Genomic DNA, 21,992 nt, shown 5'->3' on the forward strand with positions numbered 1-21,992 from the left:
CCCTTCTTGCTATAAACGCTATGTAGCTGTTGCAGTTTTTAGAATATGTAATAATTTTCTAGGAGGGATTATCAGTTTGAGTGTAGAATTTTGAAAAGTAAATATACTATGAGGAGTGGTTATGTTGAAAATAAAGGTTGTTATGGACTCTGGTAAAGAATATGTTATTTGCGAGAATAATTATTCAGTAAATGATTTTACTCGCCCTTTTTTTGCTGATTTGCCAAATGGTTCAAGAGTCTTAAATAATAACCTTGTCTATTTAGATGGTGAGAACAAGATTTTGGTTAATCCGACACGCATTTCTTCAATTGAGATAATTGAAAAATAATTTCTTCTTATATAAAACATAACGATTAACAAAATTTAATTTAACCATTCTGTCCATATAAACATAGACCAACAAGGGAGAATCCTTACGCTAAAAGAGAAACCCGCACCGTGAATTTCACGTATCGCGGGTCTCTTTTTCGTTAGGGTTCATTGTAGATTTTCGTGTATGTATGAGAATTAATAGACGGAGAAATTCCGTCTATTGTAGATAGAGGGGCCTTAAGAAGCCGAAATAAGCGGAGAAATTCCGCTTAACGGCTCTAAGTAAGCCAAAATTCATTGATTTTGAAACAATAAACGGAAAAAACTCTCTTATTTTTAAGGAAATACCCGTATTTCCCAATTTAAACGGAATTTCTCCGGTTATTTTTCAAGCACAGAAAATCAACGTTCAGTTATAGCAAAGCCTTTTTTCATAAAAAGCATTAGCTAGATATCTGCTGTGGAGAAGTTAACAGCTTTGCCGATACAAGTCTTTTATAAACAGCAATTCCGATCCATGAAGCTAGGAATGCTTTAATTAAGCCGACGATAAGGAAGGGATAAAACCCTGAAGTTAAGGCAGCTCCCCAAGTGATGCTCGCAACTATTTTCAGCCAAACGGTTCCGAATACCAAGGTAATAAGCATGCCGGCTGTATTGGCAATCATGCCGTTTATGACAGTGTAGCTAGTTTTTTCAAGAATAAGACCTGTTAAAAATGCAGCAGGAATGAATCCGATAATGAAACCGCCAGTAGGGCCTACGATGACCCCAAACCCCCCTGACATTCCACTATAAACAGGAACCCCGATGGCGCCCATTAACGCATACAGAATAACAGAAAGAGTCCCATATCTGGAACCTAAAATGGTCGCAGCCAGCCCTACTGCAAGTGTTTGCCCGGTAATCGGCACAAGTGGCAAAGGAATGGTGACCTGAGCCAAAATTCCAATAATTGCTGCAAATAAAGCACTGAAAATCCACATTTTCAATCGATTATGAGATTGAAGCATCAATAAACCCCCTTGTTCTTTTGTTAACTTAAATGGTATATTGGTTAACAAATACAGTATAAGTTTCCAAACAAAGATATGTCAATCCTATTTTTGTCAATTGTTAGAAAGGATCATCGATGAACCAACATAATGGCGGATGGTAAGGAATATATTTAAACAGTTCCGCTTGAAGCATTGAAAGCCATCCATTTAAGTCATATAATGGCATAAACTGTACTTGTTCAATTGAGGCTTTTGAGTCCTGTTAGGGGAAGGGCGTTCTTTTTATATATACCGGATTTTCTCCAGCGGAATAACAAGCTAAAATAGCAATCATTTTTTTTATAATAATGGAATAGAAAGATATGGGGTGAATCCAATAAAAACAGAAGATGCAACGAAGAATTTTAACGTAATGAGAATGCTGGTATTCTTTATTCCATTGGCTGTTTCGGCAAGTTTAACCTCTATTTCCCACGTCATCATTAATGGAACGTTAAGCAGGGCGGACCATGCCGAAATCATTATTGCCAATTATGCAATTGCCTTATCCATGTTTGGAATTCTTGAGCGGCCGGTTTTGGTGTTTCGTCAAACCGCATCTGCCTTGGCAAAAGGGAAGACATCGTTTAAACAAATCATGGCTTTTTTTATAAAAGTTTCCCTTGTCATTTCTGGTTTATGTGCCTTCATTGGTTTTACTAAACTAGGTGATTGGTTGTTCATTTATGGATTTAATGCGGATGAGGAATCCATGGTTTCCTTGAAGATTACCTTTCTGGTTCTGTCAGCTGTTATTGTCTTTTCTGGTTTGCGCTGCCTGTATCAAGGAATCATTATTAACCAGCTTGAAACAAAGTGGGTGACAGTTGGGGTCATCATCAGATTGGCAGGGATGTTTGCCATTGCCAGTTTTCTTGTCTCATTAGGTCACGCCGATTCAAGTGCAGCTGGAGCGATCATTTTTTTAATTGGCATGGCCATTGAATGTTTGATCAGCGTATGGCGCGGGCATGCGATTGTAACGGGGAGCAAAATTAAGGGTGAAACTCCCATATTTAAAAAGGACATTCGCTCGTTTTACTTTCCATTGGTTTTTTATATGTCATTTCAAAGCATTCTGATACCAGTCATATACGCATTTTTAGGGAAAATACAAGACACGCATCTGGGGATTGCCTCGTTTGCCTTGGCTTTCAGTATCACGAATTTAGTTCTAAGCTTTTTTATGTATACCCATCAAATTGTTTTGCAATTTTATCAGCATAATAAATCGGCTGTGATAAAGTGTGTCATGATTTTTAGTATCGTGCCATCTATATTTCTTGGGGTCTTATGTTTCACGCCAGCCGGACATTGGTTTATGAAGACAATCTTAGGAGCAGATATGAGGCTTGCAGAAGAAAGTTTGCATGTATTAAAATTTTTTCTTCTTAAAACTTTAGTCTTTCCCTGGGTAGATTTTTTTGGTGGATTGCTCATGCTTCAAAAAAGCACGAAATCCCTGTTAAGACCGCAAATTTTAAATATGGCAGGGGTAGTTTTCATTATAATCCCGTTAGTGTACTTACATCCGGAACTTAACGGCAGAGCCGGGGCGATTGCCGCTTCTTTCGGCGAAATCATTGGATTATTGGCGATATCTCTTGTTGTTCTGCGAAAGCACAAAGCGGCATTTGCCAGAAAACAAAAACAGCTTAAACACGGTATATAAATTTGTTAACGTTAACACATTCAATTAATAGCAGCAAAAAATCCGTACAGACTTGTACGGATTTTTTATGGTCATCATGAATAGTTTATATCCTGCTATTTCTCGAAATTACTCGATAAATCTACCATAATGTTGTCAAAATTCGTCAAATATGTTAAAGTTACTATTTTAATAGGGTGTTCATCCATAAAGGCTTCATCTATACCCACAATAAAATTAAGTTTCTCTTAAGAAAGTCATAATATAATGTAGTTTAGTAGAATAATAGGACAATAAACTTTTTAAATAGAAGAGAAATAGAGAGGAGTTTATTATTTGAAGAAAAAAATAATGTTACTGATCATCCTCCTAGTGATTCTTACAGTTGTCGGATGTGTAGGATTACAACAAACAGGACTTATAAAAAATACAAACAATAGCAATGATATTAGCTCGGCGAAACAGGAAGAACAAAAACTGTCCAAAAAGGCAGAACCGGCTTCGGATGTTTCGCAGGTAAGCACAGTCCAAGCAGAAAATGAAACTCAATATGAAGACTCAGTTTCATCTGAAGAAGCGCAAACACCAAATGTAACGCAAGGAGAAAATGGAAAAATCGTAATAAATGATGTGCCTTTAGTCCAGCAAATGCCTGAATTGGCACGAGGCTGTGAGGTAACAAGCTTAACCATGCTGCTGCAATATGCAGGGGTTTCTGTTGATAAGTTGACTCTTGCAAAAGAAGTTGCTGCCGTCCCTTTTCGATATCAAAGTGGACTTAAAGGAAACCCCAATGAGGGCTTTGTAGGCGATATTTATACGTTCAATAAATCAGGGTATGGAGTTTATCATCGCCCGATTGCAAATTTAGCGGATAAATACTTGCCAGGCAAAATCATTGATTTAACGGGCCAAACCATCGATTCTGTTTATAATATGGTCAAGGAAGGTTCACCGGTTTGGGTTATCACCAATTCCAGATTCTCCAAACTGCCTGAAAGTGAATTCTCTACCTGGAATACTCCTTCCGGGCAGGTCAAAATCACCTATCGAGAGCATAGCGTGTTAATTGTAGGTTATGACGATACATCCGTATACATTAATGACCCATTAGCGGAGCAGCCATATAAATCAGTCCCAAGGGAAAGTTTTGAGGCATCCTGGACTCAAATGGGGAGTCAAGCGATCAGTTATGAGTTATAAAAGATGGTGAGTTTAATTTATAGATTAAGGAAGTTGATGAGCTATTCATTAACTTCCTTTTTTATTAATCAATTAACTTTCAAACACAAACAAAAATGTATTATAATAAAACAAAAACAAATAAAAATATTGTTTTAAGCCAATTGCTGATAGCAAAAAGGGGATGTAACAAAGATGAGAGTGAGTTTATTTGCCACATGTCTTGTGGATCTTTTTCAAAGCAATGTAGGGAAAGCCACAGTAGAGTTGCTTGAAAGGCTGGGATGTGAGATCGATTTTCCTGAATCACAAGTATGCTGCGGGCAGCCTGCCTATAATAGCGGCTATACAAAAGAATCGAAAGAAGCCATGAAGCGGATGATTGATACATTCCAGGATGCAGAATATATTGTCTGCCCCTCTGGCTCCTGCGCGTTTATGTTCCATGAATATCAACATGTCTTTAAAGGAGATCCCATTTGGGAACCGAAGGCTAAAAAATTGGCGGAGAAAACGTACGAGCTGACACAGTTCATCGTCGATGTGCTAAAGGTTGAAGATGTTGGGGCACGATTGAACGGAAAGGCCACATATCATACATCCTGCCATATGACTAGATTACTAGGTGTGAAGGAAGCACCGATGATACTTTTAAAAAACGTAAAAGGTTTAAATTTCACCGAACTGCCTGGAAAAGAACAGTGCTGTGGCTTTGGCGGTACCTTCTCCGTCAAAATGACCGAAATTTCAGAGCAAATGGTGGATGAGAAAGTTTGCCATGTGGAAGAGACAGATGCTGACTATCTGATCGGGGCCGATGCAGGATGCCTTATGAACATTGGCGGAAGAATTGACCGGAAGGGAAAACCAATCAAGGTTATGCATATAGCTGAAGTGTTAAACAGTCGTTAACTGATACGTTCAAAAAGGAAGCGCTTAAGAATGGGGGAATTTTTACATGCCAATGAAAATTAGCAACGAGCAGTTTAAGGAACGTGTCTCTAAAGGTATCCATGACAACTTTATGCGCGGTGCCGTATCCGGTGCGCAGGATGGCATGGGGGTCAAAAGACGTGTCGCTGCTGAAGAACTTGGTAACTGGGAAGACTGGCGTTCACATGGAGAAGAAATTCGCCAGCATGTCCTTGAAAACTTAGATTATTATTTAGATCAATTAAGTGAAAATGTGGCAATGCGCGGCGGACATGTATTTTTTGCCCAGACTAAAGAAGAAGCGAATGATTATATTCGGGGCATTGTCAGGGAGAAGCAGGCCAAAAAGATTGTCAAATCCAAATCAATGGTTACAGAAGAGATTAGTTTGAATAGTGTTCTTGAACAAGAAGGCTGTGAAGTGATTGAGACGGATCTTGGTGAATATATCCTTCAAGTTGATGACCATGATCCACCGTCCCATATAGTGGTTCCAGCATTACACAAAAATAAAGAACAAATTCGGGATGTGTTTACGGAAAGACTGGGTTATACAAAGACTTCTAAGCCGGAAGAATTAGCTGCACATGCCCGTGAAATGCTGCGGCAGGAATATTTGAGTGCAGATATCGGAATTACCGGCTGTAACTTTGCTATAGCCGAAACAGGATCTTTCAGCTTGGTTACAAATGAAGGAAATGCGGATTTGGTCACGGCGCTGCCTAAAACACAAATTACTGTAATGGGTATGGAACGAATCGTTCCTACCTTTGAAGAGATGGAAGTTCTTGTCTCCTTGTTAACCAGAAGCGCTGTTGGGCAGAAGCTGACTAGTTATATTACTGTTCTAACAGGTCCTAAAGAGGAATTGGATGTCGATGGTCCAGAAGAATTTCACCTCGTCATTGTGGATAATGGAAGATCCAATATCCTTGGCGGGGAGTTTCAATCGGTGCTGCAATGTATCCGATGTGCAGCATGCGTCAATGTATGTCCTGTTTATCGGCATGTTGGCGGTCACTCCTACGGTTCCATTTATTCAGGACCAATTGGCGCCGTGCTTTCGCCATTGCTTGGCGGCTATGATGAATTTAAAGAGCTGCCATATGCTTCAACACTTTGCGGAGCTTGCACAGAAGTATGTCCAGTAAAGATCCCGCTGCACAACCTGCTGCACAAACACCGTGAAGTGATCGTTGAAAAGGAAGGAAAAGCACCTATTTCAGAAAAATTGGCGATGAAGGCATTCGGGTTAGGGGCAGCTTCGCCAACATTATACAAAATTGGTTCCAAACTAGCTCCAACGGCAATGAATCCTTTTACAGATGGAGATAAAATTTCAAAAGGCCCCGGACCTTTAAAGGCCTGGACAGACATTCGGGAATTCCCGGCACCAAATAAAGAAAGATTCCGGGATTGGTTTAAAAACCGAGAAAAAGGGGGCAAATAATATGACTGGAACGATACAGAACCGCGATGCCTTTTTAAATAAAATTTCCAGTCAGCTTGGACGACCTCGAATTGCCGGTCCAATCGAACGGCCAATATGGAAATTCCGGCCGCAAGACGAGGTATTAAAGGGCGCCACACAGGATGAATTGGTAGAGGTATTACAGGAGCAATGTAAAAAAATTCATACGACCTTTTATACAACGGATAAGGAACAATTGCCTTCCCTGCTGGACGATGTGGTCACTAAATACGGTAGCGGTCCCATTGTTTCTTGGAAGGATGAAAGATTCGCCAAATGGGGACTCGATCCTCTTATGAAGCGGGAATGGCCTGCTAAAGAGATCGATGTTTATGAATGGGATTATACAAAAGGTGCTGAGAACATTGCTAAAGCTGAACAGGCGAACGTGGGGATTACCATAAGTGAAATCACTCTCGCGGAATCGGGCACTGTCGTGTTATTTAGTGATGAGAATAAAGGGAGGACGGTAAGCTTCCTGCCAACTGCTTATATTGCCCTCATTCCCAAAAGTTCGATTGTGCCTAGAATGACACAAGCAGCTAAAAAAATGAGACAAATTCATAAGGAAACAGGACATGTCGCATCGTGTATAAACTTTATAACCGGGCCAAGCAACTCTGCAGATATTGAGTTAAATTTAGTTGTCGGCGTCCATGGACCAATAAAAGCAACGTATATTGTTATTAATGATTTATAGAAGAAAACACAGCTGTTCTAGGCAGTCATTTTTAAGCCTGCTTAGGACAGCTTTTTCATTCAAATGTAAAATAAAATAAAAATTTGACGGTTTTATGAACTTTTCTATTCAAAAATAAACAAACATATATTATAATAAAACAGAAGATAACAAACATAAATACAAACAAACGGAGGAGTATGGATGGTACGGAATCTTTGGAATCAAGAAACTGCATCACAAGTTACAAAAGGGGTAGAAGAACTCGTCTATCGCTCTAATTTAATTGGATCAGATCGTGCGGTATGTAACTATGGCGGCGGCAACACTTCCATGAAGACAATTGAAAGGGATTTCCGCGGCCGGGATGTTGAAGTTATGTGGGTAAAAGGAAGCGGTTCCGATTTGGCAACAATGAAGGCTCAAAATTTTACAGGTCTTAATTTAGAAGACATTCGTCCATTATTCGAGCGCGACGAAATGACTGACGAAGAAATGGTTGCATATCTTTCACATTGTATGATCGACAGCAAGCACCCAAGAGCATCAATCGAAACATTATTGCATGCTTTCTTGCCTTTCAAACATGTAGACCACACACATCCTGATGCTATCATTAGCCTTTGCTGTGCAGACAGTGGTAAGCAAATCGCAGAAGAGATTTTTGGAAATCGTTTTGTATGGGTACCATATATCCGACCAGGATTTACTCTTTCAAAAATGATCGCTCAGGGTGTATTAAATAACCCAAATGCAGAACTAGTATTAATGGAAAAACACGGTTTAGTTACTTGGGGAGAAACTTCTGAAGAAGCGTATGCAAAAACTATTGCTATCATTAATGAGGCAGAGCAATATATTAATGAAAGAATTGATGAGGCGAAAACTTTTGGCGGCCAAAAATATCAATCTCTTTCTGAAGAAGAAGCTACTAGCATTCTAGCAAAAATAATGCCAGTTATCCGCGGGGCAGTTAGTGACGAGAAGAAAATGCTATTAACTTACGACCGTGGCGAAGATGTACTGCAATTTGTCAACAGCAATAACGCACCAGAGCTTTCTCAAATCGGTGCTGCCTGCCCTGACCACCTTGTTCATACTAAAATGATTCCACTTTACGTAAACTGGGATCCGCAAACAAAAGACGTGGAAGCACTAACTGCCAGCATCAAAGAGGGAGTCGCAAGTTTCAAAGCAGCTTACAAAGAATACTTTGAACAAAACAAAAATGAAGGCGACAAAATGTTTGAACCAGCACCACGTGTTATTCTAATCCCTGGTATTGGTATGGTGAACACTGGTAAGGACGTGAAAAATTCAAGAATCAGCGGCGCATTATACCACCGTGCCATTGCTGTTATGAAGGGTGCTACAACATTAGGAAGCTTTGTTTCTCTAAGTGCAAACGAATCCTACAATGTAGAGTATTGGCCATTAGAATTATATAAATTATCTCTTGCTCCTGCTGAAACAGAATTCTCCAGAAAAGTAGCATTCATTACTGGGGGAGCAGGCGGTATCGGAAGTGCAACAGCACGCCGTTTAGTTTCTGAAGGGGCCCATGTGGTATTGGCTGATTTAAATCTTGAAGGCGCTGAAAAAGTAGCTGCTGAAATTAATGAAGAGTATGGTACTGACCGTGCATTAGCAGTAAAAATGGACGTAACGAAAGAGGAACAAGTCCAAGCTGCATTTGACCAATCCGCTTTAACTTTCGGTGGTGTCGATATTATTGTCAACAACGCAGGTCTTGCAACATCCAGTCCAATTGAAGAAACAACTCTTCAAGAGTGGAACTTAAACATGAATGTATTAGGAACAGGCTATTTCCTAGTTGCCCGCGAGGCATTTAGACAAATGAAAGAGCAAGGCATCGGAGGCAACATGGTATTTGTCGGATCCAAAAACTCTGTGTATGCAGGAAAAAATGCAGCAGCCTATAGCTCTGTAAAAGCTCTTGAAACACATTTAGCTAGATGTATTGCAGCTGAAGGCGGCCAGTATGGAATCCGTGTCAACTCTGTACTTCCAGATGCAGTACTGCAAGGATCAGCCATTTGGGGATCAAGATGGCGTGAGGAGCGTGCGGCTGCTTATGGCATCGACCCAGACCAATTAGAAGAACATTATCGTAAACGTACTACCTTGCTTGTAAACATTTACCCTAGTGATATTGCAGAATCGATTGCATTCTTTGCTTCATCCAAATCAGACAAAACAACCGGATGTATGGTAACTGTCGATGGCGGTGTACCAGCTGCGTTCACGAGATAAATTGGTAAACCATAAGAAATTGCATCGCATTTTGCGGTGCTTTTTTCTTTGGGGAAACTTTCAATGTTAAGGAGGAAGGAAGTTGGTTAAGTAATAGAACTAATAAATCAAGTTAGCCAGAAAAAATCAAGCAGGATGGTAAACATTATTATACATTTTTTGCCTACTGATTTTTAAACATAAAAGACTGTTTTTTGTCTGACCATTTGAAGCTTGATAGGTCTAAGATAATGTTTAGAAACTAAATTGTCCAAAGTCTGCAAAAAAGTCCTATTTGTCCTTTAACGGATATAAAAAAGTGTCATTGTTGGAAACCGTCTCCTCAATTAAAGTTAAAGAAAGGGAGGAGATATTCCTCATATATTTGTAAGCGCAAACAAATGATTCAACTTTAAGGAGGAGTTTTACATGGCAAAACAAATAAAAGATGTTCAAATCGCGTACATTGGCGGGGGATCACGAGGCTGGGCATGGGGGCTGATGAGTGATCTGGCGATGGAGGAAAATATATCTGGCACCGTAAAACTGTACGATATCAATTTTGAAGCAGCACAACAAAATGCGATTATTGGCAATCGTTTGCGTGATCGAGATGAAGTGGCCGGCAGGTGGGACTATGAAGCTGTTAAAACATTAAAGGAAGCGTTAACTGGTGCCGATTTTGTGATTATCTCTATCTTGCCTGGAACATTTTTAGAAATGAAGTCAGATGTTCATACTCCGGAACAATATGGTATCTATCAATCTGTTGGGGATACAGTCGGACCAGGCGGATTAGTCAGGGCACTAAGGACCATTCCGCTCTTTGTAGAAATTGCCAATCAAATTAAGGAGCATTCTCCAAATGCCTGGGTAATCAATTATACAAATCCAATGAGCCTTTGTACAAGAACCCTCTATCATGTTTTCCCGGAAATCAAAGCCTTTGGCTGCTGCCATGAAGTGTTTGGCACGCAAAAACTTTTGGCTTCCATGTTAGAAGATTTAGAAGGAATTGAAAAGGTTAAGCGCAGTGACATTAAGGTGAATGTACTGGGAATTAATCATTTTACATGGATTGATCAGGCCTCCTATCAAAATATCAATCTGTTGCCTCTGTACCAAAAATTTGTGGATAAATATTATGAGACTGGTTTTGAAGGGAAAAATACGGGCAACTGGTTGAATGACCATTTTTCTTCCGCCCAAAGAGTTAAATTCGACTTATTTAAAAAGTTTGGGATCATTGCTGCTGCAGGCGACCGGCATTTAGCAGAATTTATGCCCAACACTTGGTATTTGCACAGCCCAGAAAAAGTGAGGGAATGGAAGTTTGGCTTAACACCTGTAGATTGGCGGATGGCAAGAGGAAAAGAATTGTATGAAAAAGGGCAGCGACTTGCTAATGGAGAAGAAAACTTTGTTTTAAATGCAACCGGCGAAGAGGGTGTTCAAATGATCAAAGCCATTCTTGGATTGGGAGACATCATTTCGAATGTGAATTTACCGAACAAGGGGCAAATGGCTGGTGTACCGGAAGATGCAATTGTCGAAACAAATGCGCTGTTTGGTTACAATAGTGTCCAGCCTATCGTCTCAGGTGAACTGCCTACTCCTGTCAATAATATGGTGTTGCGTCACATCCATATACAGGAAATGACGCTTCAAGCAGCCCTGCAGTGTGATAAACAATTAGCTTTACGTGCTTTTAGACAAGATCCTTTGTTAAGTTCGCTTACTCCTGAGGAGGTGGAAGCCCTTCTTGAACAAATGTTGTTTAATACAAAAAGCTATCTGCCTGGCTGGGAGTTTGAGACCATCAAAAACTAATTAAGCAGATGGGGATCCCTTGCATGGAGAAAATGGAACATGCAGGGGTTCTTCATTTGCCGCCGAATAGGAAGGCGATATGAATGAATGCAGAAAAGTTGAAAATTTACCTTGCTGCTGATTCGACTGTACAAAGGTATGACGAGCAAGAAAAACATCAGGGTGGCTGGGGAGAGTTCCTCCAGGACTATTTCACAGATGAGGTGAAAGTAGAAAATCATGCGATCGGCGGAAGAAGCTCAAAAACCTTTATCGAGGAAGGGCGATTAGATAAAATAGCAAAAAAAATAAAAGCCGGTGACTTCTTATTGATCCAAATGGGGCATAATGACGCCGCCAAAAACAAGCCGGAACGGTATACGGAACCTTTTACAACCTACAAACAGTATTTAAAAAAATATATTGATTGTGCCAAAAGCTATCAGGCAGAACCGGTATTGATTACCCCTGCAGCAAGATTACATCTGGAGAATAACCGTTTTATCAATGATTTCCCGGAATATTGCCAGGCGATGAAGGAAATTGCGGTGGAGGAAGATGTGGCATTAATCGATTTAATGGAAAAAAGTTTAAATTTATTTGATAGAGTGGGATACCAGAAAGCATTTACTTACTTTATGGCTTCTGTAAATGATCATGATTATACACATTTTACAAAAAATGGTGCCAAACAGATGGCAAGGTTAGTAGCTGATGGAATAAAAGAGCTCGAAATAAAAATCTCTCATTTAATGAAATAAGTTTTTATACAAGAGAAGGATAACCTTCTCTTGTTTTTTAGAATGTTTAGTTCAAGAAATAATTATTTCATAGGTAAGTGCAATTACTCAGAAGATGTCCGATGTAAAAAAATTTTTTTATTGTGAAAGAGTTTACGGAATGTATGCTTACATTGAATATTGGAGGAAAGTTTTGATGGATAAAAAGAGAATCTTAAGGCAAATGGAGAAGCTAAACCGGGGGTTAATCGCAGTCAAGGTTGAAAAGGGTGTGTATACTGGATGGCGATTGTTAGGGACAGATCCTGATGAGATTTCTTTTAATTTATACCGTGGTGGAAAAATGGTCAATCCTGAGCCCATTACATCGAGTACTAATTTTCTGGATAAAGAAGGGAATAAAGATTCGTCCTATTATATCCGTCCTGTAATAAATGGTGTGGAGCAGCCGCCAACGGAGGAAGTCAAAGTCTGGGAAGAAAACTTTTTGCCAATCCCGTTAAATAAGCCTGCAGGCGGTTTATCACCGGATGGGGTTAACTATACTTATTCCGCAAATGATGCCAGTGTAGGAGATGTAGATGGAGATGGAGAATATGAGATTATTTTAAAATGGGATCCTTCAAATTCTCACGATAATGCTCACAAGGGATATACCGGAAATGTTTATCTTGATGCATATAAATTAAACGGTACGCAGTTGTGGCGAATTGATTTAGGAAAAAATATTCGTGCGGGAGCACATTATACACAATTTATGGTTTACGATCTGGATGGGGATGGAAAAGCTGAGATTGCTTGTAAAACAGCAGATGGAACAATTGATGGCACAGGAAAAGTAATTGGTGACGCTGATGCGGATTATCGGAACAAGGATGGATTTATCTTAGAGGGGCCAGAGTATTTTACTATCTTTGATGGTGAAACTGGTAAAGAACTTGTAACAACTGACTATGATCCGCCAAGAGGAAATAGTTCCGATTGGGGAGATGATGAAGGAAACCGGGTAGATCGTTTTCTTGCATGCATTGCTTATCTTGATGGCGAAAGACCGAGTGTGGTAATGTGCCGCGGATATTATACAAGGGCCGTGCTGGCTGCCTACAACTGGCGAAATGGCGAGCTTACAAAGGTTTGGAAGTTTGATAGTCTTGAACCAGGGAATGAAGGGTATTCGGGACAAGGAAATCACAGTGTTAGTGTTGCGGATGTGGATAACGATGGTAAAGATGAAATCATATACGGATCATGTGTTATCGACCATAATGGAAAAGGTCTTTATACAACTGGCCTAGGACATGGGGATGCGATGCACGTTGGCAATTTGATTCCCACAAGACCCGGTCTTGAGGTATTCCAGGTCCATGAGGTGCCCTCGGAAAATGGAACAGAAATTCATGATGCGGCTACAGGAGAAATTTTATGGGGGATCCCCTCTTACGAAGATGTAGGAAGAGGCTTGGCAGCTGATATTGATCCTCGATATGAAGGCGTTGAGGTTTGGTCTTCCACTCATTGGAAAACAGGTGGGGAAGGATTATATAATAGCACTACTGGTGAAAAAATCTCAGATCAAACCCCGCAATCCTTTAATTTTGCGATTTGGTGGGATGGAGATCAGCTTAGAGAGCTTCTCGACCATGATTATGATATGGAAACAGGTATAGGAGTGGGAAAGATTGATAAGTGGGATTATGAAAATGGACAACTAATTAATTTGCTGACGGCTGAAGGAACGCGCTCCAACAACGGGACAAAAGGGAACCCTTGCTTGCAAGCTGATATACTGGGGGATTGGAGAGAAGAAGTTGTTTGGAGAAGTGATGACAGTACATCACTAAGAATTTACACGACAACTGATGTTACAGAGCATCCAATCTATACGCTTATGCACGATCCGGTTTACCGGTTAGGGATCGCATGGCAAAATGTAGCCTACAATCAGCCGCCTCACACAAGTTATTTTCTGGGACATGGAATGGAAAAACCGCCCGTTCCTCAAATTTATGCAGTTGAAAAGAAAGACTAATCCTATTATACAAATGGCCTGCTTCTAAAGAAAATTTCGGAGATCACCAATATACATTGGTGGTCTTTTTTTGTTCATTATTCAATTATTGTTACAGGACATATGCAAAAAAGTGTTATTGATGGAAAAAGAAAGCGCTTGTAAGGTGGTATTTAGTAATACTTTTTAATCGTACTAAAATCAGAAAAGAGGAATGCACTTTGGGTAAGGGGACAAAATGGCCGAGTGAACGGAGTGAGTTTAGGGATTCCATTACTAATGTCAAGATTACTCAATTAACGGACTTTAAGGCACACAATTATCACATTTATTTCACGAATAACGGGTGGTATGATAACGAATCAAAGCTATTGTTATGTTCAGATCGCGGGAACTCGACAAATTTATTTGGCGTTGATTTATCCACCGGAGAATTAACACAGCTTACAGATTTGGATCCTAAGCAAACAAATGGACTTCAGGGAACCTTCTTAAACCCGCTCAAAAACGAAGCGTATTTTACTTATGATAAAAAAATTATTTCCATCAACCTAGATACCTATGAGGAAACGACCATTTATCATCTTCAAGAAGGTTATCATTTTAGCAATTTAAGCTGTACAGCAGATGGTAAATCCCTATGTTTCGGCCTTGCTGAAGATTTGTCACAAACCATCAAAAGCAACCTTTCCGGGGGATATGTTGGTTTTGAAGAAACAGAAGCGGCAAGGCCCCATTGTATGATTAACTTGCTGAATCTCGAAACAGGAGAAACTCAGATCATTCATGAAGAAAACCGGTGGATTGGCCATGTCAATGCATCACCTACTCAGCCACATTTGATTACATTCTGCCACGAGGGACCTTGGGAAAAAGTAGACCATCGTATTTGGGTCATGAATATTCATTCAGGTGAGGTTTGGAAGCTCCGTGAAGGAGATAGAAATCAATATGCCGGCCACGAATACTGGCATGCTGATGGAATCACAATTGGATATCATGGGTTTACCGATTCTTTAGACAGGAAAGACGGCAAATTTCTTGGATTTTCCGTTTATGATCATTCAGATTGCCAAGAATTTGAGTTTCCTTATCAAAATATGCATATCCATTCGAATGATTCTTCCTTCATCGTGGGGGACGGTCAGCAGTCGAGCGCTTATCATGGTGAAAGGTACCAGGATTGTATTTTTCTATGGAAAAGGACAAATCAAGCCATGGAAGGGCCAAGAATTCTATGTAAACACCGCGGCAGTTTTCATGTTCAACAAGTCCATGTTCATCCAAGGTTCAGTCCGGACGGGACCCAAATCTTGTTTACAAGTGATATGAATGGCTATGGTAACGTTTATTTAGCAGATGTTCCCGATTTTGATAGTCTCCCAAAATTAATTGATGGGAAATTAATAAGATAGCAGATGATTGAATGGAGAGTGAAATCGTTGAGATTGAAATGGTTAAACCAAAAACCGGCAACACAAACAGGTGTCTCCTGGGGGGTTCCTTGGAAGCAAGGTACGTTAAGGAAGCATGATTCTCTTTCACTTCAAAATGAAAATGGAGAAAAAACCCCATTACAAAGCTGGCATATGGCGTTTTGGCCGGATGGAAGTGTGAAATGGACCGGGCATGCCGCTATTTTACAGGGGGATTTGGATTCATTTGAACTGGTTAATGACGAAAATGTAGAAAATGAATGTCCATTACAGGTCATTGAACAGGAAGATACCATTGAAATAAATACAGGTGAAAGCCAATTTATTGTTAACAAGCATGGAAGCCGCTTTATTCAAACAATAAAAAGCGGTTCCAAAGTCATGGGCACAGACGGCAGATTAATTGCGATAAAAGAAAGCCGAAGCTCTGAGAACGGAAACAGGATAACTCGGGAAGCAGCCTTCGAAAGCGAGATTCATAATGTAGTAATAGAACAAAATGGTCTGTTAAGAAGTGTCATTAAGATCGAAGGTACCCATCAGGATCAAGCAAAGGAAAATATATTTCTCCCATTTATTTTAAGATTATACTTTTTTGCCGGTACATCCACGGTTCGAATGGTCCATACCTTTTTCTATGATGGTGAGCCGCAAAGTGATTTTATTAAAGGGTTAGGGATGGAATTTTCCGTGCCAGTAACAGGGGAGCTCTGGAATAGAAATGTCCGCTTTGCGGGTGATACTGGGCTTTTCTCGGAACCAGCACAGCTGCTGCTTACCAGAAGGCATCGGAATGCAAATGGCTTGTACCAAAAACAAATTGCTGGGGAAATATTGGATTTAACCCATCCAGAACATCAGCCATTGCTTGATCATGCCAAGCAAAATGCGGTTTGGAACGATTTTAAAATTATTCAAGATTCTTCTGATCATTATAAAATCGTAAAACGAACTGGGGATAGCTGCTCATGGGTAGAATCGACACATGGTTCAAGAGCGAAAGGCTTGATTTATGTTGGGGGAGAAGATGGCGGCATTGGGATTGGCATGAAAAACTTCTGGCAGAAGTTCCCGTCCAGTTTGGAAGTCTCGGAATTAAGCCATTCTATATCAAAAGTAAAAGTGTGGTTTTGGGCACCTGATTCTGAAGCAATGGATTTTAGGCATTACAGTCAAGATACACATGTGGTAAGTGCTTACGAGGGATTTGACGAAATGAGGGCAACTCCAAATGGCATTGCCAATACAAGCGAAGTTTATTTACAAATTTACGCCAATGTCCCAGCACATCAAGAATTAGCAGGGAAAATTGATGAGTGGCAATCACCTGTGCTGCTGGTTTGTGAACCGGAGTACTATTACGAAACAAAAGCTTTGGGAACGTGGGGGTTACCTGATAGAAGCACCCCTGCCAAAGCCATGTTAGAGCAACAACTGGATAATGCCTTTGCTTTTTATAAAAAGGAAGTGGAACAACGAAAATGGTACGGTTACTGGAACTATGGAGATGTCATGCACACCTATGATCCCGTTCGCCATCAATGGCGGTATGACTTGGGGGGATTTGCATGGCAGAATACAGAATTGGTTCCAAATATTTGGCTCTGGTATGCATTCTTGCGTTCAGGCAGGGAAGATATTTTTAGATTGGTGGAAGCCATGACCCGTCACACCAGTGAAGTCGACCGTTATCACTTAGGTGAATATGCAGGACTGGGCTCAAGACATAATGTTGTTCACTGGGGCTGCGGATGCAAGGAAGCCCGCATTAGCATGGCAGGGCTGCATAAGTATTATTACTTTTTAACAACTGACGAAAGAACGCGAGATTTGTTAACAGAGGTGCGGGATGCGGATCAAGCTCTTTACGGCCTTGATCCAATGAGGGAATTTTATTCGAATGAGGAATATTCAACACATGCCCGTACAGGTCCTGATTGGGCAGCCTTTTGTTCGAATTGGTTTTCTGAATGGGAGCGTACGGAAAATATCGAATATAAACAGAAAATTGTCACAGGGATTGAAATTCTCAAAAAATTGCCGTTTCGATTGCTTTCTGGCCCGACCTTTGGCTACGATCCGGAAACCAGTTCCCTGCTTCATATGGGGGATGGAAATGAAGGCGGCTATCATATGGTCATTGCATTTGGCGGGCCTCAGGCATGGATGGAAATTGCCCAGGCATTGGATGATGAAGTATGGGATGATATGTTAGCTGAATTCGGAGAATTTTATGTGTTATCCAATGAAGAAAAAGTGGAAAGAAGTAATGGCATTTTATATGATAAATTGTTTAGTCTGTCTATGTTGGCGTCCGGAATGGTTGCCTATGCGGCCGCAAAGAGGCAAGATGAAAATTTGGCAGAAAAAGCTTGGAATCTGTTATTAAACGAAGAAATTAGTCAAATGGTACTGCCAATCGAAAGCCAGGTAATCGATACGTGGCGGCCATTAACTGAAATACCGGAAATAACGACCAACACAACTTCACAGTGGTGCTTAAATACGATTGTCGCATTGGAACTGATAGGAAAATATCTGCCGATGGAACACAATCAAGAAAGTGTTAGAACGGCAATAAAGTGAGAATTGCTTAAAAAAACCTGTGGCATCAAGGGTTTTTTAAGTACAAAAATTGATAATTGTAAGAAAAATGAAAGCGGTTTAATTTAAAGGTAATACAGGACGCAGTTACCGAAAAAATCACGATTCAGAGAATCGAGTAACTGATAAATGTTGGCAACTCAATCTATTATTTTAATTGGGGGAATTTTAATGAAAAAAGCAAAAAAATCATTTGGAAAGAAGGCTGCAATTCCAGCACTTTCTGCCGTGCTGCTCACTTCCCTGATCGGATGCAGCAATGATGCTGATCAAACAAGCGGTAAAGCTAGTGATGGCAAATCGTCAAAACCAAATATCACTATCATGACGACCGGTTTTTCTACGACACCGTTAACAGACAGTAGTCCAGCATTACAAGCACTTGAAAAGTACACTGGTGTAGACATTACTGTAAATTATGTGATGAATTCAGTTTATAATGACAAATTAAATGTAACATTGGCATCCGGCAATTTACCAAAGATTATCATGATCCCTGATAAACTTCCAAGTTTTGTAAGCGCTGTCCGCAATGATGCATTTTGGGATCTTACACCGTATTTAAAGGATTATCCAAACTTAAGCCAGGCCAACGAAATTACTTTGCAAAATAGTGCCATTGATGGAAAAATATATGGGATATATAGGGCACGCCCCCTTGGAAGAAACGGAGTTTACTTCCGCAAGGATTGGTTAGAAAATTTGGGATTAGAAGAGCCTAAGACGATTGATGATTTTTATAATGTGTTAAAGGCATTCACATACAATGACCCTGATGGGAACGGAAAAGATGATACTTACGGTATGGTAATATCAAAATTTACCGGCCCATTTGATGTCATGCAAACATGGTTTGGCGCACCAAATAAATGGGGAATCACTAAGGATGGAAAGCTCGAGCCGGACTTTATGACCACAGAATATATGGATGCATTGAAATTCTTTAAAAAATTGTATGACGAAAAATTAATCAATCAAGATTTTGCCGTAATGGATTCCGGAAAATGGGATGTTCCATTCCAAAATGGACAAGGCGGACTCATTGTTAACGTTTTAGACCAAGCACATCGTAATGCAGCTGCTATGGAAAAAATCGATCCAAAATTGAAAGACGCTGTGGATGTACTGGGCGCAGTAGAAGGACCAGAAGGACTTCATAACCTGCCTACTGCTGGTTATAGCGGCTTGCTGGCAATACCAAAATCAAGTGTTAAAACTGAAAAGGAATTAAAACAAGTATTATCATTCCTTGATAAGCTGAATAATGAACCGGCTCAAACCTTTGCCTATGCGGGTGTGGAAGGACGCCATTATAAAATAGAAGATGGGAAATTTACAGCGCTTGTTACATCAACAGATCCACTTTATTCCGAAATTCAGGACCTTAACCAATTCATACCTGGTATTCCTGATGAGAATTTCAAACATGCTGAGTATACTCCACTTCAAGTGAAAGAAAAAGAAATCATCAAAGAGAATGAAAAGATTGTTGTAGCCAATCCAGCAGCATCATTGCTTTCAGAAGTTTATGCCCAAAAGGGACAGCAATTGGACAATATTATCAATGATGCCCGTATTAAATATATCGTAGGCCAAATTGATGAACAAGGCTTCAAAGATGCCATTAAATTATGGAAATCTTCCGGTGGGGACGACTACACGGATGAAATCAATAAGTTATATAAAGAAAGTAATAAAAACAAAAAATAAAGCATTGGAAGAAACAGGCAGTTAATGCTAGCTGCCTGTTTCAAAAGAAATTCATCGACGAAAATAGGCAAAATGGAAGGAGTGGAACAATGGAAAGGTCTGATGCATCAGCTGTGGAAACAGAAATAAGCGGACTAAATAATCCTGGAATAGAAGCAGCTCAAAAAACAAAGTCAAACATTTCTCCGTTTCAGCGCATAATAAGGGATAAATGGCTTTATGTCCTGCTGCTCCCTGGGCTGGCATATTTTATCATTTTTAAATATCTGCCAATGTGGGGAGTAGTTATTGCCTTTCAGGACTATTCACCATTTAAGGGAGTGTTTGGCAGTGAATGGGTCGGCTTTGATAACTTTACCAACTTCTTTAAAAACCCGGATTTCTTTAGATTATTGAAAAACACGGCCATTTTCGCTGTATTAAACTTGGTATTCTTCTTTCCGGCTCCGATTATCTTGTCGCTATTGCTTAATGAACTTAGAAGTAATTCGTACAAGAGGGTTATGCAAACATTTATATATGTACCGCATTTTATGTCCTGGGTCATCATTGCAAGTATTACGTATGTCTTTTTTACAACCAGCGGCGGAGTCGTGAATGAGATCGTCGAGCAAATTTATGGCAGGAAGATGGATTTTCTCTCTGCTCCGGAATGGTTCCGGCCATTGATTATGCTTCAAATTATTTGGAAAGAGACTGGCTGGGGAACCGTAATCTTTTTAGCTGCGCTGACAGCCGTTGATAAAGAGCAATATGAAGCAGCTATTGTGGACGGTGCCGGCAGATTTAGACGGTTATGGCATGTCACCTTGCCTGCGATTAGAAGCACCATTATTGTCATGCTTATTTTGCAGCTAGGTCGTTTTCTCGATACTGGTTTTCAACAAATCTATTTGATGAGTAATTCATTAAACCGCGGAGTTGCTGATGTTTTTGACACGTATGTATATTTTGTCGGGATTACCCAAGGGGCGTACAGCTACAGTACTGCGGTCGGTTTATTTAAATCTATCATTGGTATTATCCTAGTTTTAGGTTCAAATAAATTAGCTAAGAAATTTGGAGAAGAAGGTATCTTTTAATAGTGTGATCGAGGAGGTGTGGCAAATGTCAATGCCAAAAATGCATAATACACGTCCAGGGCGCGTATTTGATGGATTTAACGTTATTATTTTAGGAATCATTGGGCTTCTAATGATTCTGCCATTTCTTTATATCATTGCAGGGTCATTCGCTACGGAGGCAGAACTGACAAGGAGAAGCTTTTTTATCTGGCCAGAAACATTTACGCTCAATGCCTATAAATATATTTTTTCTACTGCGACATTTTCACGTAGTATACTTGTTTCAATAGGTGTCACTTTAGTAGGAACTGTGGTTTGTTTGTTTTTTACCTTTACAATGGCCTATCCGTTATCAAGAAAAAATTTAATGGGACGAAACCTCTTTATGAATTTGGTTATTTTTTCCATGCTGTTCAGCGGCGGTATGATTCCGACTTACATTGTTGTTAAATCACTAGGATTGTTAGATTCCTATTGGTCCTTGATACTGCCTGGAGCTATCAATCCGTTTAATTTAATTATTGTTAAAACATTCTTTCAAGGGATTCCAAATGAATTAGAGGAAGCAGCTAAGATAGATGGTTGCACAGAAATCGGGATATTTTGGAGGATTCTTTTACCATTATCAACTCCTGTCCTTGCAACTTTTACGCTATTTTATGCGGTTGGGATTTGGAATGATTTCTTCCATGCCTTATTGTATATTAGTGACAGCACCAAATGGCCAGTACAAGTGCTGCTTCAGCAGATTATTATTCTATCACAAGGCAATCTGACAGATGCTGCCTCCCAGGCGGGAGCATATGTGGCACCGCCTGAACAATCTTTAAAATTGGCGGTTGTGGTTGTGGCTACCCTGCCAATATTAATTGTTTACCCGTTCCTGCAAAAACACTTTGCCCAAGGTATGCTTTTGGGATCTGTCAAAGGATAAAAGATTCAATTAATGGCGAAATAAAGACTAGTTTATAATGGAGCGAAAGCGGCCATTAAAAACTAGTCTTTATTTAATTGTTTTTTGTCAAAAATTATCTTTGTTCGTACGTTATTAGGGGTAAAAAATCCTGTAATTATATGTTTTTATTTGGAAAGTCATAAAG

At 40.0% G+C, this 21,992-nt stretch carries 16 protein-coding genes; 15 read left to right on the forward strand and 1 reads right to left on the reverse strand.

Annotation, left to right across the window (positions count from 1 at the left end; genetic code table 11):
* The first annotated feature begins 124 nt into the window (after positions 1-124).
* On the forward strand, positions 125-331 hold the full coding sequence (locus NFS43_RS09640) for a hypothetical protein (protein ID WP_251551449.1): 207 nt from the start codon (positions 125-127) through the stop codon (positions 329-331).
* Positions 332-758: 427 nt separating this feature from the next.
* Here NFS43_RS09640 and NFS43_RS09645 read toward each other — a convergent pair whose 3' ends face one another.
* The gene (locus NFS43_RS09645; protein ID WP_251551450.1) at positions 759-1,328 is read right to left on the reverse strand and encodes a biotin transporter BioY; all 570 of its coding nucleotides are present in this window, start codon (positions 1,326-1,328) and stop codon (positions 759-761) included.
* A gap of 352 nt (positions 1,329-1,680) precedes the next feature.
* Between NFS43_RS09645 and NFS43_RS09650 the strand changes: the two genes are divergently transcribed.
* From NFS43_RS09650 to NFS43_RS09715, 14 genes are all read left to right on the forward strand, one after another.
* A complete protein-coding gene (locus NFS43_RS09650) occupies positions 1,681-3,024 on the forward strand; it encodes a multi antimicrobial extrusion protein MatE (protein WP_251551451.1) in 1,344 nt (447 codons plus the stop codon).
* Between the two features lie 315 nt (positions 3,025-3,339).
* The gene (locus NFS43_RS09655; RefSeq protein ID WP_251551452.1) at positions 3,340-4,206 is read left to right on the forward strand and encodes a C39 family peptidase; all 867 of its coding nucleotides are present in this window, start codon (positions 3,340-3,342) and stop codon (positions 4,204-4,206) included.
* Between the two features lie 174 nt (positions 4,207-4,380).
* Positions 4,381-5,097 (forward strand): (Fe-S)-binding protein, encoded by a 717-nt coding sequence (locus NFS43_RS09660; protein ID WP_251551453.1) that lies wholly within the window; start codon positions 4,381-4,383, stop codon positions 5,095-5,097.
* A 46-nt stretch (positions 5,098-5,143) separates the two neighbouring features.
* Positions 5,144-6,568 carry a LutB/LldF family L-lactate oxidation iron-sulfur protein gene (locus tag NFS43_RS09665; protein WP_251551454.1) on the forward strand — a complete coding sequence of 475 codons (1,425 nt, stop codon included), beginning with the start codon at positions 5,144-5,146 and terminating at the stop codon, positions 6,566-6,568.
* A 1-nt stretch (position 6,569) separates the two neighbouring features.
* Positions 6,570-7,289 carry a LutC/YkgG family protein gene (locus NFS43_RS09670; protein WP_251551455.1) on the forward strand — a complete coding sequence of 240 codons (720 nt, stop codon included), beginning with the start codon at positions 6,570-6,572 and terminating at the stop codon, positions 7,287-7,289.
* 183 nt (positions 7,290-7,472) lie between these two features.
* Entirely contained in the window at positions 7,473-9,542 is a 2,070-nt protein-coding gene (locus NFS43_RS09675) for a bifunctional aldolase/short-chain dehydrogenase (RefSeq protein ID WP_251551456.1), read from the forward strand.
* A gap of 408 nt (positions 9,543-9,950) precedes the next feature.
* Positions 9,951-11,351 (forward strand): family 4 glycosyl hydrolase, encoded by a 1,401-nt coding sequence (locus tag NFS43_RS09680; protein ID WP_251551457.1) that lies wholly within the window; start codon positions 9,951-9,953, stop codon positions 11,349-11,351.
* A gap of 83 nt (positions 11,352-11,434) precedes the next feature.
* Positions 11,435-12,091 carry a rhamnogalacturonan acetylesterase gene (locus NFS43_RS09685; protein WP_251551458.1) on the forward strand — a complete coding sequence of 219 codons (657 nt, stop codon included), beginning with the start codon at positions 11,435-11,437 and terminating at the stop codon, positions 12,089-12,091.
* A gap of 175 nt (positions 12,092-12,266) precedes the next feature.
* Positions 12,267-14,099 (forward strand): rhamnogalacturonan lyase, encoded by a 1,833-nt coding sequence (locus tag NFS43_RS09690; protein WP_251551459.1) that lies wholly within the window; start codon positions 12,267-12,269, stop codon positions 14,097-14,099.
* Between the two features lie 200 nt (positions 14,100-14,299).
* Positions 14,300-15,493, forward strand: coding sequence for an oligogalacturonate lyase family protein (locus NFS43_RS09695; RefSeq protein WP_251551460.1), 1,194 nt, complete (start codon positions 14,300-14,302; stop codon positions 15,491-15,493).
* Between the two features lie 3 nt (positions 15,494-15,496).
* Positions 15,497-18,100, forward strand: coding sequence for an exo-rhamnogalacturonan lyase family protein (locus NFS43_RS09700; RefSeq protein WP_420910317.1), 2,604 nt, complete (start codon positions 15,497-15,499; stop codon positions 18,098-18,100).
* Between the two features lie 189 nt (positions 18,101-18,289).
* Complete coding sequence (locus NFS43_RS09705; protein WP_251551462.1) at positions 18,290-19,828, forward strand: extracellular solute-binding protein; 1,539 nt, start codon at positions 18,290-18,292, stop codon at positions 19,826-19,828.
* A gap of 89 nt (positions 19,829-19,917) precedes the next feature.
* Entirely contained in the window at positions 19,918-20,910 is a 993-nt protein-coding gene (locus NFS43_RS09710; RefSeq protein WP_251551463.1) for an ABC transporter permease, read from the forward strand.
* 31 nt (positions 20,911-20,941) lie between these two features.
* Positions 20,942-21,826, forward strand: a complete 885-nt coding sequence (locus tag NFS43_RS09715) for a carbohydrate ABC transporter permease (protein ID WP_251551487.1) — start codon at positions 20,942-20,944, stop codon at positions 21,824-21,826.
* Positions 21,827-21,992 lie beyond the last annotated feature (166 nt).

It is taken from the genome of Neobacillus muris, from assembly GCF_943193175.1.
Taxonomy (GTDB): domain Bacteria; phylum Bacillota; class Bacilli; order Bacillales; family Cytobacillaceae; genus Neobacillus; species Neobacillus muris.

Bases quoted from the DNA above. Each gene is read 5' to 3' on its own strand.
- NFS43_RS09685 (WP_251551458.1), top strand. From the start codon at position 11,435: ATGAATGCAGAAAAGTTGAAAATTTACCTTGCTGCTGATTCGACTGTA.
- NFS43_RS09715 (WP_251551487.1), top strand. From the start codon at position 20,942: ATGCCAAAAATGCATAATACACGTCCAGGGCGCGTATTTGATGGATTT.
- NFS43_RS09660 (WP_251551453.1), top strand. From the start codon at position 4,381: ATGAGAGTGAGTTTATTTGCCACATGTCTTGTGGATCTTTTTCAAAGC.
- NFS43_RS09705 (WP_251551462.1), top strand. From the start codon at position 18,290: ATGAAAAAAGCAAAAAAATCATTTGGAAAGAAGGCTGCAATTCCAGCA.
- NFS43_RS09675 (WP_251551456.1), top strand. From the start codon at position 7,473: ATGGTACGGAATCTTTGGAATCAAGAAACTGCATCACAAGTTACAAAA.
- NFS43_RS09690 (WP_251551459.1), top strand. From the start codon at position 12,267: ATGGATAAAAAGAGAATCTTAAGGCAAATGGAGAAGCTAAACCGGGGG.
- NFS43_RS09645 (WP_251551450.1), bottom strand. From the start codon at position 1,328: ATGCTTCAATCTCATAATCGATTGAAAATGTGGATTTTCAGTGCTTTA.
- NFS43_RS09665 (WP_251551454.1), top strand. From the start codon at position 5,144: ATGCCAATGAAAATTAGCAACGAGCAGTTTAAGGAACGTGTCTCTAAA.
- NFS43_RS09670 (WP_251551455.1), top strand. From the start codon at position 6,570: ATGACTGGAACGATACAGAACCGCGATGCCTTTTTAAATAAAATTTCC.
- NFS43_RS09710 (WP_251551463.1), top strand. From the start codon at position 19,918: ATGGAAAGGTCTGATGCATCAGCTGTGGAAACAGAAATAAGCGGACTA.
- NFS43_RS09700 (WP_420910317.1), top strand. From the start codon at position 15,497: ATGATTGAATGGAGAGTGAAATCGTTGAGATTGAAATGGTTAAACCAA.
- NFS43_RS09680 (WP_251551457.1), top strand. From the start codon at position 9,951: ATGGCAAAACAAATAAAAGATGTTCAAATCGCGTACATTGGCGGGGGA.